The sequence below is a fragment of the Xanthomonas sp. CPBF 426 genome (assembly GCF_903989465.1).
Taxonomy (GTDB): Bacteria; Pseudomonadota; Gammaproteobacteria; order Xanthomonadales; family Xanthomonadaceae; genus Xanthomonas; species Xanthomonas euroxanthea.
Genome location: NZ_LR861805.1, coordinates 154,668 through 177,486 on the forward strand (window position 1 = coordinate 154,668; position 22,819 = coordinate 177,486).

Genomic DNA, 22,819 nt, shown 5'->3' on the forward strand with positions numbered 1-22,819 from the left:
ATGGAGAGAGCCGCATCATGCATGTCCGTTCGCGTCGTTCCGCCTCCGTGGCGGCCGCTCGCCTGCCCACCGCGCGTCTGTCGGTGGCCATCGTCCTGGCACTGCATGCGGCCGCTGCCGTCGCGCAGACCACACCGGCCACACCGCCTACCGATGCGGTGGACCTGGACCGCGTGCAGGTCAAGGCCACCTACCGCGAAAGCCTGCAGCAATCGCTCGATGCCAAGCGCTACAGCGTGGAGCAGGTGGATGCCATCTATGCCGAAGACATCGGCAAGTTTCCCGATCTGAACCTGGCCGAATCGATGCAGCGCATCGCCGGCGTCTCCATCGACCGCGAAGGCGGCGAGGGCAAGCAGATCTCCGTGCGCGGCCTGGGCTCGGACTTCACCCGCGTGCGCATCAATGGGCTGGAAGCCCTGGCCACCGCCGGCAGCGGCAGCGATGGCGTCAACCGCAGCCGCGGTTTCGACTTCAATACCTTCGCCTCCGAACTCTTCAGCCGCGTCACCATCAGCAAGACCCAGTCGGCGCAGATGGACGAAGGCTCACTGGGCGCCACGGTCGACCTGCGCGGCTCGCGCCCGTTCGACTTCGACGGCTTCGAAGCGGCCGCGTCCACGCAATACGGCTACAACGATCTCTCGCGCGAAAAGGACCCGCGCTTTTCCGGCCTGATCAGCAACATCTGGGCCGATGGCCGGGTCGGCGCGCTGATGTCGGTGTCCTACAGCGAGCGCCACCTGCGCGAGGAAGGCTACAACCCGGTGCGCTGGGAGCACGGCAACTACCGCAACTCCAACCAGAGCACCGCCACCAACAATGGCACCTACGGTTTCTGCTCGCCGGTGGGCTACAACCCGCAGACCCCGCGCAACCCGCTGGCCAACGAAATCCCTGCCGGCGTCGGCTCGCAGGCCAACCAGGACCGCAACAACGGCTGGGGCAGCTACGGCATCAGCCCCGCCAACTGCGGCACCGGCATACCGCGCCCGGCCAACACGCCGGAGAACATCCAGGCCTACGAGACCGCCACCAACGCCTGGATTCCGCGCTACCCGCGCTACATCCGCACCGATCACGAAATCAAACGCCTGGGCGTCACCGGCGCGCTGCAGTTCAAGGTCAGCGACGACACGCTGCTGAATTTCGACATGCTGTATTCCAAGCTGGACAAGGACCAGCGCGAAGACTCGGTCGGTGCCAACCTGCACCGCACCGCCAACTTCGGCGGCAAGACCCAGATCGCGGTGCGCGAAGCGCAGGTGGACGACCAGAACCGCCTCACCTATGGCGTGTTCGACAACGTCGACTTCCGCACCGAATCCAGCAACATCGAAGAATCCACCGAGTTCAAGCAATTCAGCCTGGACCTGCAGCACCGCTTCAACGACCAGGTGCGCGTCAATGCATTGGTCGGCCACTCGACCTCGGACTACGAACGCCCCGAGTTCTCGATGGTGAGCTTCGACAACACCAATCTCGATGGCTTTGTGCTCGATCGCCGCAATGGTGGCGATTACCCGAGCATGAGCTTCCCCTTCGATGCGGGTAACCCCAACAACTGGCAGTGGCTGGGCTATGGCGCGGTGCCGGTCAACAGCAACGGCACCGCGCGCGGCACCAACATCAGCGAGGTGCGGCTCAACCCGCAGTCGGTGGGCAACACCTTCGATACCGCCAAGGTGGATCTGGAATTCAACATCAGCTCCACCTTCACCTTCCGCACCGGGCTGGCCTACAAGAACTACGACATGGACACGTCGGAGTCGCGCAACATCTCCTACGGGCGTCTGGCGCAGGCCTTGCCGGCCGGTGTGGGCGTGGGCGATTTGAGCACCAACCTGGACGGCTTCGGCCGCAGCTTGAACGGCAGCTTCCCCACCACCTGGGTGATTCCGGATTTCCAGAAAGTCGCCGACCTGCTCAACATCAATTGCGACTGCGACACCGGCGTGCCCGGTGGCGACTACCGCCTGGCCGATGTCGGCCACTTCGGCTCGTCCAACAACAACTTCGCCGTCAACGAAAAGAGCCTGGGCACCTACCTGCAGCTGGACTTCAATACCGACCTGTGGGGGCGCGCGCTGCGCGGCAACCTGGGCGTGCGCTATGTGCAGACGCAGATCGCCGCCAGCGGTTATGCGCCGTGCACGGCCACTGCGGCGGGCGCCATCTCGCCCAACTGCGAATCGTTCTTCGGTGTGGCCAGCGCCACCGCCGCGGCCGGCGAGCGCCTGCTGGTGCCCACCACGGTCAACCACAACTACCGCGACATCCTGCCCTCGTTGAATCTCTCGTGGGATGTCAGCGACGAGGTGGTGCTGCGCTTCGGCGCGGCCAAGACCATGGCGCGCCCGACGCTGGCGTATCTGTCGCCCAGCGTCAGCGGCGGGCCCACCCAGTATTTCGACGACGGGCGGTTTTTCTCGATCAACCTGGGCAACCCCAAGCTGGACCCGTTCCGCTCCACCAACTACGACCTCAGCGCCGAGTGGTACTTCCGCGAAGGTTCGCTGCTGTCGGCAGCGGTGTTCTACAAGGACATCGACAGCTACGTGCAGCGCACCCGCGTGCTCAGCACCTGGGAAGCGATGGGCTACTCGCTGGACCTGCTGCCGGCAGGCTTCACGCCGGACACCATCTTCAACGTGCAGAGCTACTTCAACACGCCCGGCGGCCCGCTCAAGGGCTTCGAGCTGACCTACCAGCAGGCCTTCGACTTCCTGCCCGGCTTCTGGCGCAACTTCGGCATCCAGCTCAACTACACCCAGGTCGATTCCAAGATCAATTACCTGTTCAGTACCGCCGGCAGCAGCAATACCAGCATCACCACCACCGCCACCGAGCGCGACCTGCTCAACCTCTCGCCGCAGTCCTACAACGCCACCGTCTATTACGACGACGGCCGCTTCAGTGCGCGCGTGTCCACCAGTTATCGCGATGGCTACATCAACAACATCCTGGCCCAGGAAGACGTCTACGACCTGGATGGCAAGCGCCTGGTCACGGCCGACGTGACCGGCAAATACAGCGTGGAAAACGTGGATTTCAACATGTCCTACAAGCTCAACGACCAGCTGTCGCTGACGTTTGAGGCCATCAACCTGCTCGACACCCCCGACCGCCGCTACGTCGATTCCACGCTGGAACTGCCCGACAAGTACACCGTCACCGGGCGCCAGTACTACATCGGCGCGCGCTACAAGTTCTGACAGGAGCAACGCATGCAACTGCATCGCAGGATCGTGTTACGTACTCTCGCCGCCACCGCCTTGCTGGCCGGGCTGTCGCTCGGCAGCACCGCTGCCATCGCCGCCGACCCGGTCTACACCGTGGCCAAGCAGGGCAGCGCCGGGTACCGCACCGTGCAGGCCGCCATCGACGCCGCCGTGCAGGGCGGCAAACGCGCGCAGATCAACATCGGCGCCGGCACCTATCAGGAACTGATCGTGGTGCCGTCCAACGCACCGGCGCTCAGGCTTACCGGCGCCGGCCCCACCCAGACCATCATCACCTACGACAACTACGCCTCGCGCATCAATCCGGCCACCGGCACTGAATACGGCACCTCCGGCTCGTCCAGCGTCATCATCGCCGGCAACGACTTCACTGCGGAAAAACTCGCCTTCGGCAATCACGCCGGCCCGGTGGGGCAGGCGGTGGCGGTGCGCGTGGATGGCGACCGCGCCGCGTTCCGCAACGTACGCTTTCTCGGTTACCAGGACACGCTGTACCTGCGCGGCGCCAAGCTCTCGTATTTCCTCGACTGCTACGTCGAAGGCACCGTCGACTTCGTGTTCGGCGCCGGCACCGCGCTGTTCGAAAACGTGCAGCTGCACTCGCTGGGCGATGGCTATCTCACTGCCGCCTCCACCCCGCAGGAAAGCGCACACGGCTTCGTATTCCGCAATGCACGCGTCACCGCTGCCAGCGGCGTGTCGCGCGTGTTCCTGGGCCGGCCGTGGCGCCCGTACGCCAGCGTGAGCTTTATCAGCAGCCAGCTCGGCGCGCACATCGTGCCCGAGGGCTGGAACAACTGGGGCAACACCGCCAACGAGGCCACCGCCCGCTATAGCGAGTACCAGAGCAGCGGCGCCGGCGCCAACCCGTCGCGCCGCGTGAAGTGGTCGCGTCAGCTCAGCGCCGCGCAGGCCGCCGCGCTGGATCGCAACACCATCCTCGGCACCTGGAGGCCGTTCTGATGATCCGTTCGCACCTGCTCCGTTTCCGCACGCTCGCCGTCGCTGGCGCCTTGCTGCTGGCCCCGCTGTCGGCACTGGCCGACAAGATCGCCGACAACATGCTGCTGCTGCAGACCGCCTCCGGCGGCTGGTCCAAGCAGTACAAGGGCGTGGCCGTGGACTACACCCGCACCTTCACCGCTGCGGAAATCGCCGAGCTGCAGCAACCCGGGCGCAAGGACGACGCCACCATCGACAACAAGGCCACCACCTACGAGATCGGCTACCTCTCCACCATTTACAAGACCGAGAAGAACGCCAAGTATGTGGCCGCCGCCAAGCGCGGCGTGGATTACCTGCTCACCGCGCAGTACGCCAACGGCGGCTGGCCGCAGTTCTACCCGGACCTGTCGTCCTACCATCACCAGATCACCTACAACGACGACGCCATGGTGCGCGTGCTCAACCTGCTGCAGGACATCAGCGAGGGCAAGGGCGACACCGGCGCGCTGCTGCGTGCCAGCCACGGTGCACGCGCCCGCCAGGCGGTGACCAAGGGGCTGGAGTGCGTGCTCGCCACCCAGGTCAAGATCGGCGGCACGCTCACCATCTGGGGCGCGCAGTACGACGAGGTCACGCTCAAGCCGGCCAAGGCGCGTGCGTATGAGCTGGCCTCGCTGGCTTCCAGCGAGTCGGTGAGCATCGTGCGCTTTTTGATGCGCCAGCCCAACCCGTCCGCGCAGATCAAGACCTCGGTCGAGGCCGCTGCGCGCTGGTTCGACACCCACCGCATGCGCGACCTGGCCACCAAGAAGATCGACGACCCCACCCAGGAAACCGGCAAGGACGTGATCCTCATCGCGCAACCGGGTGCGTCACTATGGGCGCGCTTCTACGACCTGCAGAATCAACGCCCGCTGTATGCCAACCGCGAGGGCAAGGCCTTGACCGAGTACATGCAGGTGCCCAACGAGCGCCGCGTCGGCTATGCCTGGCATGGCACCTGGCCGGACAAGCTGTTGAAGGACGACATTCCCAAGTGGAAGTCCGCAAACGGGCTGTAGTGGACGCAGCCATCGCACCACCGCACGCGGCGCATGCTGGCGCGCGCAGCACGCAGGCACGGCATGTACGCTCGTACGTGCCGGCCCGCGTGCCCGCCGCCAAGCGTGCGCCGCGCGCTGCGTTGCGGTGGCAGGTTGCAGTGTCTGTCGCCCGTGCGGGGCGGCAGTGGTTTTGCAGCAGTGGTTTTGAAGAGTGGTTTTGAACCAGACGAGGTGCGTGTGCTGAAGGTTTGGATGGGTTTGTTGTGTCTGATCGCGCTGCCGGCAAGTGCGGCCACCCCCACGGCCCCGGAGTTGCTGTTCCGGGTCTCGGCCGACCGCGACCTGCAGGCCGATGTCGCCCGCGGCGACGGCGTGCCCAACTTCCGCGACAAGATCACGCTGGTGCCCACCGGCAAGCGCGGCAACGCTATCGAATGGGCCGACGACGGCGTGCTGTCGTGGAATGCCCCCGGCAACCTCTACACCCAGCGCGGCACGCTCGGCTTCTTCTGGCGCGCGCGCTATGCGGTGGGCGAAGCACCGTTCGTGATCTTCCGCGTCGGCTACGCCGACCACACCAGCTGGGACATGGCCTGGCTGCGCATCGACTGGAACGGCCACGGCTTCGATGCCTTTGTCACCGATGCCAACCTCGCGCGCACCCGCGTCTCCTTCAAGCTCGACAAGAATCCCGCCGCCAGCGACTGGACCCATATCGCCTTCGCCTGGGACGAATCCCGCGGCGTGCGCCTGTATGTGGACGGCAAGGAAGCCGCACGCGTGGACTGCGGTGCGCCCTGTACCAACGGCGGCGCGCTCGACTTCGACGCCGCGCTCGACCAGTTCGGCCTGGCCGGCCGGGTGATGTCGCCGCACCAGGTGCAGAGCCGCTACAACTTCCTGCGCGGCAGCGATTTCGACGAGATCCGCATCTACGACCGCATGCTCGACGCCAGCGGCGCCGCCGCACTCGCCCGCCTGCAGGAGCCCACCACTGCGGAAGCACCCACCGGCGATGCGCAACACGCCGCCTTCCTGCACCGCTACGGCTGGGACAACGGCCACGCACCGCCCGCACTCACCGCACCGGTCACCCGCATCCGCAAGGTGGAATTCACCGACGCGCGCGACCTCAAGCAATGGATGTGGAAGGCCACCGACGGCATCGCCGAGACCACCTGGCCCGGCGTCTACAACCGCTCGCGCCTGCCCGGGCGCGACGACTACTTCCAGCTGCCGGACTGGAACACCTATGTCGAAGGCGGCAAGGCGCTGGACCTCACCCTGCCGGACGAGCCGGTCAACCGCATCGAGCTGCGCGGCGCCGCCTACGGCCAGGCCAGCTACACCGCGCCCGCTGCCGCCGGTGCCGCCACTGCGCAGGCGCAACCACTGTTCGCACGCGCACAAGGCGTGGTGCGCAGCGTGGACCAGTTCCCCGAGCGCCGCGGCGGCACGCTGCGCTTTGCCAACACCGCGCGGGAAACCCCCATCCAGGAAATCTGGGCCTACAACGTGCAGCCGGGCGCGGTGCCCAAAGGCAGCGCGCAACTCAGCTACACCGTGCGCAGCGACATCCAGCCCGACTACGACAACCTCGCGCCCTTGCGCGATGTCATCGCCGGCCGCTACCCGCCGGGCGAGCGCCAGACCGTGATCGCGCTGCCCACCAAGGCGCCCGCCCGCAAGCGCCCCAGCGACAAGGCCGCAGCAAGCGCGCAGCAACCCATCGTGCACATCCTGGTGCCGTCCAGCCTGGGCAACCCGCCGCCGGACCAGGCGCTGATGCGCAGCTGGTCCTACGGCTGGGAGAACATGCACGACGGCCTGGACGGCATCGCCATTACCCTGCCGGCGCTCAACCTGCCGGCCACCCACAACGGCAGCATCCCGCTCAACATCCGCATCAAGGACCCCATCTGGCCGGCGCGCGACATGATCGATGTCTCTGTCGCCGTCGCCCCCGGCCAGGCCCGCACGCTGTGGCTGGACCTGCGCGACAGAATCCTGAGCAACGACAGCCTGATGCTCAGCATCGCCGCCGCCGCGCCCGGCTTCGATGCCAACGCGCTCGACGGCACCCAGCTGCAACTGGTGTTCAAGCCGCGCAATGAGGCCATCAAAGAGCACGTGGCCGACCGCTTCAACCAGGTCAAGGACAACTGGGGCTTTCTGGTGGAAGAGCACACCACCTCCAAGCGCCAGCTGCTCTACAAGCGGCTGGACGCCGACATCACCGACCTGCTGCGCGTCGACCCGGACCACGCCCTCGGCCGCGAATACTGGAACGACATCAGCTACGCCAACCAGGGCGCGTTGCCTGTCGAGATGCCCAGCGTGCCCAAGGGCGTGCCCGCCTGGGCGTTTTGGCAGCTGCAAGACCTCAGCGCCACCCGCCGCTACATCCGCTGGTGGATCGAGCAGCGCCAGGTGGCCTACGGCGATTTCGGCGGCGGCATCTCCGACGACTCGGACCTGGTGCAGCAATGGCCCGGCGTCGCCCTGATGGGCGTTGACCCGGACATGCTCAACGCCTCCATGCTGGCGCTGTCCGATGCCAACTACCGCAACGGCATGTTCACCAACGGCCTGTCCACCATCGAAACCGACGAGCTGCACTCGTATGAGGAGGGCATCAACCTCAACAGCGCCCTGCTGTACCTCAACTGGGGCGACCCGCGCACCGTCGAGCGCCTGATGGAAACCGTCAAGGCCTTCGACAATGTCATCCAGGTCAACCCGCAAGGCCACCTGCTGTTTGCCAGCAACTGGTTCGGCGGCCGCACCGTCTACCGCGAGCCCAACTGGCAATGGCAAAAACCGTACTCCTTCCCCATCGTGCACCCGGCCATCCTGCTGGGCGGCTATAACGCCGACCCCAACAGCCGCCGCATCGTCACCGGCCTGGCAGACGGCTATCTCGCCCATGCCTACACCAACGCCAAGGGCAACTGGGCCCTGCCCAACGAGATCAACTGGCAAACCGGCAAAACCCGCGGCGGCGAACTGTTCGAAGGCAGCGGCGGCGCAGACACCTTGCACACCTTCTGGGCCGCCTACCGCTTCACCGGCGAGCAGCGCTATCTCAAGCCGATCGACTACCGCGTCGCCAACAGCGGCCCGAATGGCCTCTCGCTGCTCAATGAAAACTTCATCGATGTCATGGGCAAGCGCAGCGACTGGAGCGGCAAGCTCATCGATGCCGCCAACAAGGACGACGGCAGCGCCCCGGACTTCCCGCACCATGTGGCCTGGGAGCAGACCGGCAACCTTGAGTATCTCGCCGCCATTTACCGCAGCGAGGCAAGAGAGAAACTGCAGAACTTCTACATGAACACCGAAGGCCACTGGTGGAGCGACCGCGTGGAATCCCCCACCGTCAACCTGCAACGCGCCCGCCTTGGCGGCGTGGCCCTCAAGCGCAATCAAACCTACCCCGGCCACACCGTGAGCTGGCGCTTCGCCGATCCAGAGGCCGCCACCCAGGTCGCCATCGCCATCCCCGCACCCCAGCAAGACCGCTTCACCGTCATCGCCTACAACACCTCCAGTAAACCTCAGCGCGCCAGCATTACCGGCTGGAACGTCGCCCCGGGGCAATGGCGCATCACCCAGGGTGTGAGCAAAGGCAATGACGGCAAGCTCGACAGCAACACCAAAACGCAAGAGGCCGCTTTCGAAAAAAGCGCTTCCATCGACATCGACTTCCCCGCAGGCCGCACCACCGTCCTGCAGCTCGAACGCATTGCAGCCACCACCCCGGTCGAACTACGCCCGGACCTGGGCATCGGCCACGGTGATGTACGCGTGACTGCAGACGCCATCGAAGTGACTGTGCACAGCCTCGGCCACGCCGATGCACCGGCCGGGTTTGTTGTGCTGGAGGGTGGGCGTGGGAAGGAGCTGGCGCGGGCCGGGTTTGCGGCAATGGCCGCACCCCGCGATCTGCGGCCGGTCACCACGCTGGTGCGGCTGCCGCTAACCAACGCGGCCGATCTAAAAGCCGCACAACTGCGCGTCATCACCGAAGGCGACGTCGCTGAAATTACTGAACTTAACAATAGGCTTTCGCTACCTACGCCAACCAGTGCGGGCACCGCAAAGAACACCCAATAACCCAGCACCTCAAACCCTTTTTCACAAGGGAAGAAGGCGCCCAAATAACCCAGCGCACCATTAATCTTCTCCCGCTTGTAGGAGAAGGTGCCCGAAGGATGGATGAGGGCAAAACCGATAAAAGACCAGTCATCGCAACTTGCTCGTAGTCGATCGCTGAGTCGCTGCAAACCAGCGCTGCGATTGACCGTCCTCATCGAACGCGCTGGTTTGTCAGAACTGCCAATTTCACTGGTGTCGAAGCAAGCATCCGCTCAGTGCGCCCTCGCGCTGCATACTACACATAGCCGTCAGGACGGCTGAGTCCATCCAGTGGACCAGGCACCGCCGATGCACCGCGTCCCAACACATGCGTATAGATCTGTGTGGTTGCCACGTCCTTGTGGCCTAGCAGTTCCTGCACCGTGCGGATATCGTGGCCAGCCTCCAGCAGGTGTGTCGCGAACGAATGCCGCAGCGTGTGGCATGTCGCAGGCTTGGCGATGCCAGCCTGTCGGCGTGCTGCCTTCACCGCACGCTGCAGCACTTTTTCCGCGACGGGATGACGGCCAACGCGGCCACTCCGCGGATCCACAGAGCGACGCGTGGCGGGGAATGGATACTGCCAGCCGGCTCGGCATAGGCATTTCCACGCCCAGCACCTCGCAATATAGGAACAGCGGTGCCGCCAGCGCCTGATTCTGCATGCCGGCCGACACCTGGCCCCGCGCTGCCAGGTTGGCGAGAAAAACCTCCACCTCTACTCGCCCCATCTGGGCCGGATGCCGTTTACCGTTGGCCAGGATGAAGCGGCGGATCCAGCTCACATACGCGTTCTCGGTACGCAGGCTGTAATGGCGAAAGCCGCAGCCGGCCGAGGACCTGATTCAGCAGTTTGGGGGGATTGGGTGTCATTACGCCTGCGGCGTCACGTGTGTAAATCATACGCCTGCTCAAACGTTGGATAACCCACCCAGATTCGACGCCAGGGCTGTCGGTGGCTATCCGGCAAGTCATTGCTATGGAATAGGAATTCCCCCTTCCCAGACATCCGGCCTTAGTCCTTACTTGGCGTAACACCGCTTTTAGGCGGTCCAATAGTAGTTAGACCAGCGTGGCCAGTGCTAGACTGACTTGATGGAAAGGCTAGAAGCATTCAATCCGCAACGCCTTCAATGGTGCATGGCTGATGCGCAGATTGACGCCGGCCATCTAGCCCGCGACGTGGGCATCTCAGAGCGAACCCTGACCCGTGCAATGGAAGGTCAGACGGGCCTGACCTTCATCCAACTTCAGAGGCTCGGAAAGTACTTTGGACGGACGCCTCTGTTCTTTTTGGAACAAGGAGTGCCCGAGCCACAGCAAATCAGAAGTCCGCAGTTCCGTACCATCCTGAATCAGCAGCACAATCTCGACCAGAAGATCAAGCGCATTATTCAACTCGCGGAGTGGCAGCGAGAAGCCTACATCGATCTTCTCGACGAAATCGACGCTGAAGAAAGAATCCAATTCGATCCACCAGACCTAGTCGGAGTTACCCCAAGCTCGGCTGCACGCCAAGCGAGAGAGTGGCTTGGGATTCAGAATGAAAGCTCGTTCGAGCAGTACCGCGCTGCGATTGAACGGCGCGGCATTCTTGTGTTCCGCACCAATGGATATGCTGGAAAATGGCAAATTCCAAGCGCACATCCAACAATTGGATTTAGCCTTTACCACTCATCGTATCCAATCATCGTGGTGAGAAAGGAAAGCGTGGAGGCACGCCAAACCTTCACTCTTGCTCATGAGCTAGGGCATCTCCTTCTGTTCCGTGAGAGCACTATCGACAGCGTTGATAGCCTTAACTCACACGCACGGAAAGAACGCTTGGCCAATGAATTTGCTGGTTATTTCCTCATTCCACAGGCAAGCCTAAACCAGATCGACACATCAGGCCTGTCGGATGAGCCCGCAACCTTAGAAGCCCAACTCCAGAAGTTCAGGCGGTTGTGGGGTGTAAGTACAGATACGATCTTGATTCGACTTATTGCATCAAATCGCTTGGAACAAATCGTATACGACGAGTTCAAAGTGTGGAGAGACAGTCGCCCCGCTGAGGAGAGTCAAGGCGGGAACCGCGAGTGGCGGCATCGAGAGCCAAGACACATTCTTGGCGATACGTATGTTCGTGCTGTCCTCCAAGCACTCGATGCAAACAAGCTCAGTATCGTTAAGGCATCGAAGTACCTCGACGACCTTAAGCTGACCGACTTAAGGCAGTTGGAGCGCTACTATGCGGGTGCTTGACGCATCGTCGGCACTGCATGCATGGGATAACTATCCCATTGAGAACTTGCCCACGATTTGGGAGTGGCTGAGAGCGGAATTGTCGGCGGGGCGCATGGCGATCCCGGGTGTGGCAATGGACGAGATCGGTCATATCAGCCCCGACTGTAGACAATGGCTCCATGATATCGACGGATTTAATCCTGTGGATGTCGATAACGTCATCGCCGGGCACGCCATGCTCATCAACGGCGAGCTCGGCGTACAGAACGATCAGTACGGAACAGGCGTCGACGCTAACGACGTTATCATTGTCGCCACAGCCAAGGCAAAAGGTTTTGTCTTGATCAGCAATGAGTCAAGGCAGCCATCTCTTCCCGCCAACAAAAAGAAATACAAGATCCCCGCAGTTTGCAACTTGCAGCCGGTTTCGGTTCCTTGCATCAACTTCGCAGACCTTATCAGGGTCTCCAACCGCGTCTTCTGAGCGCCAGTCGGTCTAATAACGGGGTCAGGTTCTTAGGTATCCCACGTTTTTAAAGCACCAATGTCATCTGCTCGCGCACTGCGTCGGGCAGTGTGCGCAAGCGATCTAGCCGGCGTGAGACTGGTTCCATCGGCCAGCACCTGACCAGCGACTCGCGGCCGACACGCAGTGTCGAGTAGAGCTTGCGTGTACTGCGAACTAATAACGGGGTGGTAGCGCTGGCAAGGGCGCGCGGTTGCGTCTGGTGACGAAAGGTGAGGTTGCTGAGGTGACTCCAAGCAATAACGCGCTGGCGCTGCCGTGAAAGCAAGTAGCGAGCTCGAGTGACCGATTTGCAAGAACTCGCCGTTAGGCTGCAACTAACTCGGCGGAATAGGATGAGCCCGCAAGGACGCGGCCTAACACTTCGGCGTCATAGACAGGGATGCAATTGAAAAAAGGTGAGCTTCAAACGCTTGTAGCGATTGACCGCAGTCAGGCAGTCGGCGAGGATCAGGTTACGCCACGCTTAGGCGGTCCAATAACCGTTAGACAGGGGAGATGAGACTTTGCCACTGAGGAATTCTGTTATCGCAGCAGTTTGGAGCGCAATCGAGCGGTGCCCGTTCTCGCCGGCTGACTTCCAAATTGTGACGGATAGCCGAGATTTGCTCCTGAGTATCACTTTTAGGCACAACTCTGCGTACACGTTCTCATTAAGTAAGTCTGGCCCAGACACTTACTTGATTTCCGCCTCGCCTGGAGAGCATGAGACAAGAGAGCTGAAACGTGTAGATAATCCGTCCGAAGCGCCGGGTGAGGTTCTCATCTGGACTAATAACATTCGCGACGAGCTACGCGCAACCATCCCGGTTTACTCTGAACTAGATGAGCTTAGGGAGACAATCGAGCGGCATGTCAAAGAGCACGTCGAAAATCCGCAGCAGCCATTTACGCAAGAGGAATCCGATGAGCTAAGGGGAAAGCTGGACGAGCTGATGGCCAAGTTCCAGGAAATGCAGGAGAACCACGAGCTAACGCAGCAGGAAGTTAACCGTCTCAATCAAGAGATTGCCGCACTTAAGGTAAACTTGAGCGGATATCCCAAAGGCACTTGGTACAAGACCGCCGCAAGCAAACTTTGGCTCGCTGTCAGCAAAGTTGGCACTTCAAAAGAGAGTCGACAAGTAATTTCGAAAGTTGCTAATAAAATGCTTGGATTAGATCAGTAGCCTCTGTCTAACAATTACTTCGAGCCGACGCCGCTTCGCGGCTCGGCTTAATTCCAGAGTTAGGTATCTTAGGAGAGATCGATGATTTCTGAAAAAACCGTTGAGCTAAACCTAACTACAGAATTCATCAACTGGCTATCTCATCAACATAACACCCCCTATTTCGCGCTGGGACCGACACAAGCTCAAGAGGCGCAATGGGGTTTTGACGCTGGGGTGTTCGGAAATTCAACCGGCGCACTAATTCAGTACAAGCGAGCCTATGTAAATGGCTCGGTTTGGGAGTGGAGGCTGAATCGCACAAAGGCCAAAGACCAGCTTTTTCGTTTGCAGCAGCTTGAGGCGGCCGGGCATGCAGTTTTCTACGCTTTCCCTTACTTCCACACACTTAGCCAATTGCAAACTAATCGTCGTAGGCTTCTGCTCCACACATTCTGGTTCAAGCCATCGCAGATCGTGCCGTCCGGAGGACCTAACGGACACCATGAGGTACGCTACGATTCGACGACAAAGAAGTGGTCTGTTCACTCCGAAGAGGGCATTGAGATGCCGCCGCCCGTGAGTCTAGGCGAAGTCATTAGCGCCATTGATAATCCGGAGAACAATCTCGCTGCACTAGCGGAGGCCTTCAATTTAATTGTTGTGGGCCGTGAGGACACCTTGATCGAGCGGCAAGAGGAGCATGACAACTCAGCGCTCAGTGGCATCTGCATAGTGGGTCGAGGAGATGCCTAACAATTCGTTCAATCCGAACCCGCTTCGCTGTTCGGCTTAACTCAGTCGTTGGGCCACCTGCGTTTTATTAAGAGGAAGCATATGTTTGACGCCTTGCACCCGACAAAGCGGGAAATGATGTCGTATGGTGACTATCTGAAGTTCGCACTTGACCTAAATTGCGCGAGACCTAACGCCGCACCGGCGGTGCGCTGTCCTGTCTGTCGGCGAGCAATGAAAGCAAGGGCGGGACAAACAAAAGCTGACGGACACTTTTACCACGACGACAGCATCTTTTGCCCGACGAAAGATCCAGCAAGCAGGCCATACCTCAAACTAACGCTAACATGCCAAGATGCTGCCGTAATTCAAGAAAATAGAAAATTTGGGATGGCCAATCTAGAGCTAATATATGCCAGGGTAAAGTCGATTGCTCCATACTTGGACTTCAAAGAATTCATAGAAATTCTAAAGGAAGCAAAGCGGCTCAATATTTACGGGTATGCCAACCTAATCGCTACGGACTTGCCTTACGTTTATGTAACGCTGATAAATTTCCTGCCCAGCGCAAGTTACCAGAAAATTAGAAAGCTCAAGTTTTGCTTCTTCTATGAGGAAAAAATTCATTCATTCGAAGAGCTATGGATCAAGAAAGGTTTCACATCCGATCTTTTTCGAATATCCTACCGCAACGGTGTCACCCAGAAGGTAACAAAGATTGACACGACCACGGACTACCTGAGCGAGCCACCGGCAACCATGACAGATAAGCAAAAAAAGTGGTGCTATGACGTTCTGTGAATGTGGCCCAACCCATCAATTCGAAAAAAAAGGGTCGGAGTCAATATTCTTCCACTTATAAAAGATGAAGTGCACCCTGGCAGTAACCCTATTGCGGGCGCATCGCAATTTTCACAGTGACGGAGTCGGCCCGTGCTGCTGTTGCTCCTGCGAATAACGGGGTCAGGTTCACTTAAGAAAGCTCACCTAACCACGCTTTGCGACCTGTTTTGGAATAAGCAGGAAGAACGGGGTCAGATTCACTTAGGCATCAGCTCCTGTTCCTTGTCGATCAATGGCTGCTAGCCATTTGAGGATGAAAGGTGCGGGTACGTCATCACCTCAAAGCGATGGAACAGGGCCGCGCTGTTGGTCCTGCAAACGCTGGCGTAGCGGGGTCAGGTTAACTTAAAAGAGCCAGCCTAATTGCCGCATTTGCGAAGCGCGGAATGACTCTGTAGTCAACCTACGAGACTCTAGAAGGAGTAAGACATATGAGCCGATCTATCACTGCCTTCTTTGTCTTCAGTCTCGTGCTTGCCACGGGGCCATTGCAGGGTCAGAACATCACAGAAAAAGCCAACCCAACAGCGGTTGCCAGCGTTGCGTTACCGCCCGAACTTGATCGAGTACTCCGCGACTATGAGCGCGCATGGCGTAAGGGCGACGCAAGCGCGCTTGCTGCGTTATTTGCGGAAGATGGCTTTTTGCTGCAAAGCGATCATCCCCCAATCCGGGGCAGGGCAGCTATTCAAGCGGCCTATGAAGGTAGTAGCGGAGGTCCGCTACGTTTGCGCTCACTCGGGTTTTCCGCCGAAGGTAATGTCGCCTACATCATCGGTGCGTACGGCTACGGAGATGCGCCCGGCGACATAGGAAAGTTCACTCTCACGCTGCATCGGGATTCCGGCAAGCGGTGGTTGATCTTCTCGGACATGGATAATCTCAATGCTTCGACCAAACGGTAGTTCGCTGTATGGTGTGAAGCGAGCAAGAACAGGAGCGATCTGCAGGTTCTTCGTAGTGGCCGCACTCAAAAAAATCACCATCACTTTGTAGCTCGAAGCAGTTGACATCCCAACAAACCCGCAGCAATCTCTACCACAAGGAGCGTAGAAACTCCTCTAAGAGCGGTACCCACCTCCGTCAAACCGGTGGGTTTTTTGTGCCTGCAGCGTCTTGCGGGCGCAACCGACGCGATGCCTGCGTCGGGAGGGCGGCTAATACAACACCCTTCGGGGAAATACGCCCGCCGACTCTTAGCGGTTTCTAACCTCCCGACATCCCGTCGCCACCCGGCGGCGGGGCCTGTTCGTCAAGGAGGGCTTTGCCATGCGTCGATCCACGTCCCGCCCCAAGTCAGCGCGCAAGCGTGCCACGGTGCCACCGCCCACCGAGGTCGTCTGGCGCTCGCTCGACCCAACGATCACGCCGCGGCCCTACCTCGACCGCCCCGCCATCCCCGAGCCCCGCCCCGACCCCAACAAGCCGCGCCGCCCGGGCCACCCGCGTGCCCCGCAACACTGCACCGTTGGCTACGGCTACTACCCCGACAGCCACCAACGCATCCCCACGCTGCGCCTACGCGGCCGCTGGCTGGAACAACTCGGCTTCACCATCGGCAGCAAACTCCACATCCGCATGCGCAACGGCGAGCTGGTCGTCACCGTGGCACCTGCAGAGTGACCAACCCGCCGCATCCTGCGCACGGCGCGTGCACCCCGCAGTTGGAGAATCCGCATGGTGAATGACACGTTGGCCGGCACCATCGGCACATCCCCGCGCTTCGGCAACAACTGGATGCCGCTACCAGCCGAACGCGCGACCACTACCTGCACCGCCTGGCATCGGCGCAGCGACTCAGGCACAACCGCCACTACACGCACGCTGTACGTTGCACATCCGCGCGTCGCAGTTATGCGCGGCTACACCCGCGTACGCCACACCACGCGTTGGCGCGTACGCGAAGAGCCGGCAGCGGGCAGGGCGCGTTTCGACCAGGCCATCGGCCTGTTGCATGCCGACCTGCTCGCCTACATGCGCCGGCGCCTGCGTGACCGCGACATCGCCAACGACCTCACCCAGGAAACGCTGCTCCGCCTGCTGGCCTACCGCGACGCGCCCGACATCGGCGACTACGCACTGCTGATGTACCGCATTGCCCACAACGTGGTGCTGGAGCATTGGCGCACGCGCCACCGCCGCCACGCCAACGCCCACGTCGCACTGAACCTGATCGCACCACTGGCCGCAGACGGCGCCGACGTCGACCAGATCGCCGCCGCCCGCCGCATCCTGCAGCACCTGCACACCCACACGCTGCCCGCACTACCGCCCAGATGCCGCCAGGCCTTCGTCCTCAACCGCATCGACGGCCTCACCTACCCGCAAGTGGCCGCAGCCATGGGTATCTCGATCAAGATGGTGGAAAAGCACATCAGCCGCGCACTGGCCGCGTGCAGTGCTGCTGTGGGTAGAGAACGGCAGCAGGTTCACTTAAAAACTCAACTTGACGCAGTCTCCGAGACATGCGTCCGCACGATACCAGCCAGTTCCACCTAAGTGTGTAGAAATGTCGAAGGCCGATCGGCGATGCCTCAATAACTTGGCTGAACTGATGAGCGAGCGCTTCGTTAGACACTGGGATAGGGCATGCCAGCGGCGGCTATGGAAGAGAATCCTCGCCGTTGCATCACGCGTTGCACTTGGCTCTTAAGATCGCGCTGTCTTTAAACAGCCTTTAATTTGTCTGGAAGGTGCAACGAAATGCCAGGCTGGTTGTATTTTTTAAGTTGACCGCCTGAAGTCGCTAGGAATTTAAAAGACGGTTGTCACCCTGGGGACCATCACCTATGATCGCTGCTTGTGCTGACAAGGATTGTCGTATGCGACACGTGTGTATCCCGTTTTCTGCGCTGCGTCTCTCAGGGATGATGAAGAGCATTGCCCATGCGGCCAGCATGCCCTGCGAGGAGATTGATCGCACCGGATCAGCCCGATGGGCGGCCAGGCAGACGTCGCCGTCTGCAGCATTGACTCGATTGGATCGATTGACTTCTTGCAAGGACTCGCAATGACCACTACACACTGCAACCAGAAAAAGTCTGGTTCTGCACGCCTTGTGCTTCTCATGGCGACGCTCTGTCTTTTCTTGGCTTCCCCACTCGTATCTGCTCAAGAAAAGAAACAGCAATTTCTTGTGCGCGATGCGCAAGGAGCGTCTCGCGGCGTCTACGACACCCAAGGGCAGGCAGAGGCCGCGATCAAGGCGATTCCTGGGCCGCAGTACGCGCCGGATGCTTATCAGTACGTCGACACTATCAAGGACCAGATAGTCAGGGAAGACGGAAAGACGCTGATCACCTATTGGATGGGACGCGAGAAGGCGAAGGACGAAAATTGGACCTACTTTATCGCCTTGAGTACGGCGAAGAGCCCTACAGAAGAAGAAGCCGTTGCGGTGTTAGTCCAGAAGTTGACCGAACAGGTACCCCAGTGTGGAAGCTCGTCCGTTGCCCCACAAGGCGGATGGGGTTCGGGCGCAGGCCCATATCCAGAGTACGACCTAGGTATGGAGACTCAGTCCAGGTCTTACACCGCGCATACATTTCTTGCCGATTGTAGCGATACCTATGACTTCGGCATGTACATGACCCGAACAAAGCGGTCAGACTGTCCCAAGCCCTATACTAACTGGTTTATCAGCGAACAAGCCTGCGCAAACAAGGCGATCTTCGCGACCATCGAAGTCACCGCCCCGCAATGCGAGGGGCAGCCAGGCGGCAGCCAGAACAGCGGCGGCAACTCCGGCATGGTCGGCAATCCCTGCGACGTCAAGACCGGCGAGAAATTCCAGGCCGAGCGCGATTTCGATCTAGGCTGGCTTGCCCTGACGCGTTACTACCATTCGGGCATTGCACTGAACACTGGAGGGTTCGGACCAGGCTGGACTTTCTCGCACAGCCTTCATCTGACGGTTCAGGGCGACGCGGTGGGCCTGGTGGAGGGTAGCGGTTACGCCGTGCCGTTCCGCAAAGTGGGCTCGGACTATCGCGCTGCCAATGCCTCCGGCGAGCGCATCACCGCCAATGGCGATCAATGGGTACTGTATCGCCAGGACGCCATCTACACCTTCGATGCCCAGGGAAAGCTGATCTCGCGCATGGCAGAGGACGGCAGCGGGCTAGTGTATGCATACAACGCGCGCGGCCGGCTGCAAAGCATCGCCTCGCTGCAGGGTCGCTCCATCGAAATGGTGTACGCCGACGACAGCGACGACGCCCTGATCACTGGCGTCGTCTCCGGCGGCGTAAAGCTTGCCAGCTACGGCTACGATCAACGCCGCTTGGTTACCGTGAACTATGCCGATGGCAATGGCCGGACCTATCACTACGAGGACACGCGCTTTCCCCGGCATCTGACCGGCGTCACCACTGAAGACGGCAAGCGCTTCAGTACTTTCGCCTATGACGCTGCCGGTCGCGCAATCTCTAGCCAGCACGCCGGCGGTGCCGATGGCGTTACGCTCGCATATTCGCCCACCGTCACCGCGGTCACCGATTCCCTAGGCAACACGGTTGATTACACGATGACCACCGCGGGCGGCGAATCTCCAAAGGTCGCATCCATGGCAAGAAGCGACGGCACGATGAGCTACGCCTATTACGATCAGGCGACCGACTATCGCAGGAGGCTCAGCGCTGCGACCGACAAGCTTGGGGTGCAGGCCAAGCATAGCTATTCGGAGCTGACCGAAAATGGCGTGGATATCAGTGTCCATACCGTCCAGGAGGCTTCTGGACTTCCGCAAGAACGTACAACTACGACCCGGACGACTGCTGGCTCCAACCGGCTGCTTTCGATCCAAAGCACTGGACGCACCATTTCCTACACTCGCAATGATCGGCTTCAGCCCATTCAAGTATCGACAATTGGCGCAACGTCCAGCGAGAGGCGCGATGTGGCGTACAGCTACTGCGAGGCATCTGACGTCGCCGCACTAGGTAGCACCTGCCCGGTCCTGGGCTATCTGAAGTCCATCGATGGCCCGCGCACGGATATCGACGACCGTACGACCTACAACTATTACCCAATCGATGCTGCCGGGTGCGAGACCGGCACTGGACCGTGCCTGTACCGTAAGGGCGACCTCAAGCAGACCATCAACGCCCGCGGCCAGATCCGCGAGAATCTGAGCTATGACGCAGCAGGCCGCGTTCTTTCTGCCATTGACGAAAACGGGGTGCTGACTGATTACAGCTACCACCCGCGTGGTTGGTTGGCATCGACCACGGTGCATGGCGCGACTTCCGCGCAAAATCGCGTCACCACGTTCGAGTATTGGCCCACCGGCTTGGTCAAGCGCATCACACAGCCCGACGGCAGTTACGCCACGTTTGTCTACGACCAGGCCCAACGCCTCACCGATGTCACCGATACGCTGGGCAACACCCTCCATTACGTGCTTGATAACGCCGGCAATCGTCTAGAGGAGCAGACCAAGGACGCGCAAGGCGCGCTCAAGCGCAGCCTGAGCCGTATTTACAACCAGTTGGGCCAATTGAAGACGCAGGCGGACGCGGCCGCAAATCCCACCGACTACGCCTACGATGTAAACGGCAACCTGCGCTTGATCACTGACGCATTTGGCCGTAGCACGCTGCAAGAGCACGACCCACTCGGCCGACTTAAGCGTACGTTGCAGGATGTCGACGGAATCAAGGCTGAAACCAACGTGGGTTACGACACGCAGGATCGCCCGTTGCAGGTCAAGGACCCCAAGCGTCTGGACACGCGCTACACGTACAACGGCTTCGGCGATATCCTGAAATTGACCAGCCCGGATACCGGCGTCACCAGCTATACCTACGACAGTGCCGGCAACCGCGCCTCGCAGACCGATGCACGCGGCACCACGTCCACCTATGGCTACGACGCGCTCAACCGTGTCCTGAGCATCAGCTACCCAACCGCCGCCTTCAATGTCAGCTATACCTATGACGTCACGCAGAGCGTGTGCGCCAGCGGTGAGACGTTCACCGTCGGGCGCCTGGCCAAGCTCCAGGATGGCAGCGGTACCACCCAGTATTGCTACAACCGCTTCGGCGAGGTGGTGCGCAAGGTGCAGACGGTCAACGGCAAGGTGTTGGTGTTGCGCTACGACTACACACCCGGCGGCCGCCTTCGGTCGATGGTCTACCCGGACGGCACCATGGTCGATTATGTCCGCAACGCGCAAGGCCAGACGACCGAGGTTGGGGTGACGGCACAAGGCGGCAGCCGCCAACGTCTGCTGAGCGGAGCGACCTACTATCCGTTCGGCCCATCCTCCGGCTGGACCTACGGCAACGGCCGCAAGTTGGCGCGCAGGTACGATCAGGATTACCGCCCCCAGAGCATTCAGGACAGCCGCACAGGCGGCCTGGAAATCGGCTTCAGCTTCGACGCCGTTGGCGACCTCACTGCGCTGACGCCGGCCGGCAACCCAACACCAGAACTTCGTCTGGACTACGACGCGCTGGGCCGGCTGACAGCGTTGAAAGACGGCGCCGCCAATACCGTGATCGACGGCTACAGCTACGATGCCACCGGCAATCGCCTAAGCGCCAAAGTTGGCGGTGCTACCCAAGCCTACACCTACCCGACCACCAACCACCGCCTGAGCGCAGTCGCAGGCGTGGCGCGCACCTACGACAAGATGGGCAATACCCTCACCATCGGCGGCAAGGCACGCGAGTACCTGTACGACACCACCGCGCGCATGACCCAGGTCAAGCGCGCAGGTGTCGCGGTCATGAACTACCGCTATAACGGCCGGGGTGAGCAAGTCCGTCGCTACCTGGGCACCACTAACACTTATACGCTCTACGACGAGGCGGGCCATTGGCTCGGCGACTACGACACTAACGGTGCACCCAAGCAACAAGCGATCTGGCTGGATGACCTGCCGGTGGGCCTGTTGGCCAACGGTGGTCAACTGCACTATATCGAACCCGACCACCTCGGCAGCCCGCGTGTAGTCGTGGATGCCGCCCGCGACGTTGCCGTGTGGAACTGGAGCCTGAAGGGCGAAGCCTTCGGCAACACCGCACCCAACCAGGATCCGGATGGAGACGGCACCGCGATGGTGGTCGACATGCGCTTCCCAGGCCAGCGGTTTGATGAAGCCAGCGGGTTCAATCAGAACTACTTTCGTGACTATGATGCTGCTACTGGTCGGTATGGGCAGAGTGATCCGATTGGCTTAAAAGCAGGAGTTGGTACATACGTTTATGTTGAAGGAAGCCCAGTTAGCCACCTAGATCCTTCTGGTCTTTGTGAAGATAAACCAAAGGAAGACTGTCTTGATGCTGCTCTAAGTACTTACTCTATGGAAGAGTCAGTTAATTCGATTGTGGGATTTGGCGCCGGTTCCGCAATCTTTGGTGGATCGGCGCAAGTGGTCAATAAGTCAGCAATTAAGCCGCGTGGTGGGGTGGCAGGTGGAGGTCCCAGCGGGCGTTACACGAGTTACTCCAGACGCTACCTGGGAAATGGAGTCGGGAGAACTATTGGTAGACTCGGAATAGGAACAGTAGTTAAGAAGGCAGGTATTATTGGAGCAGGGATTGGTGCAATAACAGAGCACGTTGAAGCATTGAATGCTTTTGTAAAATGTCGAGGTGCTCAGTGATCGACCATTCTGCTAGAAATATCGGGATTGAGTTGCTGCGGAAGCTAGATGAAAACCGACTTTCCTCAAATGAATTTGAGGAAAATTGGCCAAAAGAAACTGAGGATGGTGCGGTTAAGTCGATCGGGTACTGGATATGGACTTTATTTGATGACGAACATGAGTGTATTATTGAAATAAAAGAAAGCTCGGAAGAAAAATCCATTCTGAAAAACTCAATTGAGTTTTTAAATTCAGATCGAATTTTTCATCCCAAGGTGCTTGGTAAATATGAAAAGATCAAAAAAATTATTTCTGGGGGTACAGAATGGTTAGGGTGCGAATTGCCCTGGCATAAGAAGTGGCCTTTTCCTGAGTAGATAATC

The 22,819-nt window shown here is 60.1% G+C and carries 14 protein-coding genes and 2 pseudogenes; 14 read left to right on the top strand and 2 right to left on the bottom strand.

Going from position 1 to position 22,819, the window contains the following annotated elements:
• The first annotated feature begins 17 nt into the window (after window positions 1-17).
• The 4 genes from H7A87_RS00610 to H7A87_RS00625 all read left to right on the top strand — a co-directional run bounded on the left by H7A87_RS00610 (window position 18) and on the right by H7A87_RS00625 (window position 9,346).
• Window positions 18-3,215, top strand: coding sequence for a TonB-dependent receptor (locus H7A87_RS00610; protein ID WP_119127238.1), 3,198 nt, complete (start codon window positions 18-20; stop codon window positions 3,213-3,215).
• 12 nt (window positions 3,216-3,227) lie between these two features.
• Window positions 3,228-4,205 carry a pectinesterase family protein gene (locus H7A87_RS00615; RefSeq protein ID WP_119127239.1) on the top strand — a complete coding sequence of 326 codons (978 nt, stop codon included), beginning with the start codon at window positions 3,228-3,230 and terminating at the stop codon, window positions 4,203-4,205.
• Window positions 4,205-5,248, top strand: coding sequence for a pectate lyase (gene pelA, locus H7A87_RS00620; protein ID WP_119127240.1), 1,044 nt, complete (start codon window positions 4,205-4,207; stop codon window positions 5,246-5,248). The genes H7A87_RS00615 and pelA overlap by 1 nt, the downstream gene beginning before the upstream one ends.
• Window positions 5,249-5,482: 234 nt before the next feature.
• The gene (locus H7A87_RS00625; protein ID WP_232087898.1) at window positions 5,483-9,346 is read left to right on the top strand and encodes a LamG domain-containing protein; all 3,864 of its coding nucleotides are present in this window, start codon (window positions 5,483-5,485) and stop codon (window positions 9,344-9,346) included.
• 277 nt (window positions 9,347-9,623) lie between these two features.
• On the opposite strand, the pseudogene H7A87_RS00630 reads toward H7A87_RS00625, so the two are convergent.
• A pseudogene (locus H7A87_RS00630) lies at window positions 9,624-10,240 on the bottom strand (tyrosine-type recombinase/integrase).
• A gap of 222 nt (window positions 10,241-10,462) precedes the next feature.
• On the opposite strand from H7A87_RS00630, the gene H7A87_RS00635 reads away from it, so the two are divergent.
• Both H7A87_RS00635 and H7A87_RS00640 read left to right on the top strand, forming a co-directional pair.
• Window positions 10,463-11,611, top strand: coding sequence for an ImmA/IrrE family metallo-endopeptidase (locus H7A87_RS00635; protein WP_047697548.1), 1,149 nt, complete (start codon window positions 10,463-10,465; stop codon window positions 11,609-11,611).
• A complete protein-coding gene (locus H7A87_RS00640; RefSeq protein ID WP_119127243.1) occupies window positions 11,598-12,077 on the top strand; it encodes a DUF4411 family protein in 480 nt (159 codons plus the stop codon). Before H7A87_RS00635 ends, H7A87_RS00640 begins: the two co-directional genes overlap by 14 nt.
• 49 nt (window positions 12,078-12,126) lie before the next feature.
• Here the strand turns inward: H7A87_RS00640 and H7A87_RS00645 are convergent.
• A pseudogene (locus H7A87_RS00645) lies at window positions 12,127-12,270 on the bottom strand (IS4 family transposase); the annotation flags it as partial.
• 529 nt (window positions 12,271-12,799) lie between these two features.
• Here H7A87_RS00645 and H7A87_RS00650 point away from each other — a divergent pair.
• The 8 genes from H7A87_RS00650 (at window position 12,800) to H7A87_RS00690 (ending at window position 22,813) form a co-directional block, all read left to right on the top strand.
• The gene (locus H7A87_RS00650; RefSeq protein WP_147421050.1) at window positions 12,800-13,288 is read left to right on the top strand and encodes a hypothetical protein; all 489 of its coding nucleotides are present in this window, start codon (window positions 12,800-12,802) and stop codon (window positions 13,286-13,288) included.
• 81 nt (window positions 13,289-13,369) lie between these two features.
• A complete protein-coding gene (locus tag H7A87_RS00655) occupies window positions 13,370-14,023 on the top strand; it encodes a hypothetical protein (protein WP_139015286.1) in 654 nt (217 codons plus the stop codon).
• Window positions 14,024-14,104: 81 nt separating this feature from the next.
• Entirely contained in the window at window positions 14,105-14,803 is a 699-nt protein-coding gene (locus tag H7A87_RS00660; protein WP_119127247.1) for a hypothetical protein, read from the top strand.
• Window positions 14,804-15,276: 473 nt separating this feature from the next.
• Window positions 15,277-15,750, top strand: coding sequence for a nuclear transport factor 2 family protein (locus H7A87_RS00665; RefSeq protein WP_119127248.1), 474 nt, complete (start codon window positions 15,277-15,279; stop codon window positions 15,748-15,750).
• A gap of 364 nt (window positions 15,751-16,114) precedes the next feature.
• Complete coding sequence (locus H7A87_RS00675) at window positions 16,115-16,468, top strand: SymE family type I addiction module toxin (RefSeq protein ID WP_119127250.1); 354 nt, start codon at window positions 16,115-16,117, stop codon at window positions 16,466-16,468.
• A 54-nt stretch (window positions 16,469-16,522) separates the two neighbouring features.
• Entirely contained in the window at window positions 16,523-17,344 is an 822-nt protein-coding gene (locus H7A87_RS00680) for an RNA polymerase sigma factor (protein ID WP_232087899.1), read from the top strand.
• A gap of 511 nt (window positions 17,345-17,855) precedes the next feature.
• Entirely contained in the window at window positions 17,856-22,454 is a 4,599-nt protein-coding gene (locus tag H7A87_RS00685; RefSeq protein ID WP_180496840.1) for an RHS repeat-associated core domain-containing protein, read from the top strand.
• The gene (locus H7A87_RS00690; protein WP_147421051.1) at window positions 22,451-22,813 is read left to right on the top strand and encodes a hypothetical protein; all 363 of its coding nucleotides are present in this window, start codon (window positions 22,451-22,453) and stop codon (window positions 22,811-22,813) included. Before H7A87_RS00685 ends, H7A87_RS00690 begins: the two co-directional genes overlap by 4 nt.
• The last annotated feature ends 6 nt before the right edge of the window (window positions 22,814-22,819 follow it).

Coding starts and splice junctions, on each gene's coding strand:
- H7A87_RS00675 (WP_119127250.1), top strand. CDS start 16,115: ATGCGTCGATCCACGTCCCGCCCCAAGTCAGCGCGCAAGCGTGCCACG.
- H7A87_RS00615 (WP_119127239.1), top strand. CDS start 3,228: ATGCAACTGCATCGCAGGATCGTGTTACGTACTCTCGCCGCCACCGCC.
- H7A87_RS00625 (WP_232087898.1), top strand. CDS start 5,483: ATGGGTTTGTTGTGTCTGATCGCGCTGCCGGCAAGTGCGGCCACCCCC.
- H7A87_RS00665 (WP_119127248.1), top strand. CDS start 15,277: ATGAGCCGATCTATCACTGCCTTCTTTGTCTTCAGTCTCGTGCTTGCC.
- H7A87_RS00635 (WP_047697548.1), top strand. CDS start 10,463: ATGGAAAGGCTAGAAGCATTCAATCCGCAACGCCTTCAATGGTGCATG.
- pelA (WP_119127240.1), top strand. CDS start 4,205: ATGATCCGTTCGCACCTGCTCCGTTTCCGCACGCTCGCCGTCGCTGGC.
- H7A87_RS00655 (WP_139015286.1), top strand. CDS start 13,370: ATGATTTCTGAAAAAACCGTTGAGCTAAACCTAACTACAGAATTCATC.
- H7A87_RS00640 (WP_119127243.1), top strand. CDS start 11,598: ATGCGGGTGCTTGACGCATCGTCGGCACTGCATGCATGGGATAACTAT.
- H7A87_RS00685 (WP_180496840.1), top strand. CDS start 17,856: ATGACCACTACACACTGCAACCAGAAAAAGTCTGGTTCTGCACGCCTT.
- H7A87_RS00660 (WP_119127247.1), top strand. CDS start 14,105: ATGTTTGACGCCTTGCACCCGACAAAGCGGGAAATGATGTCGTATGGT.
- H7A87_RS00610 (WP_119127238.1), top strand. CDS start 18: ATGCATGTCCGTTCGCGTCGTTCCGCCTCCGTGGCGGCCGCTCGCCTG.
- H7A87_RS00680 (WP_232087899.1), top strand. CDS start 16,523: ATGGTGAATGACACGTTGGCCGGCACCATCGGCACATCCCCGCGCTTC.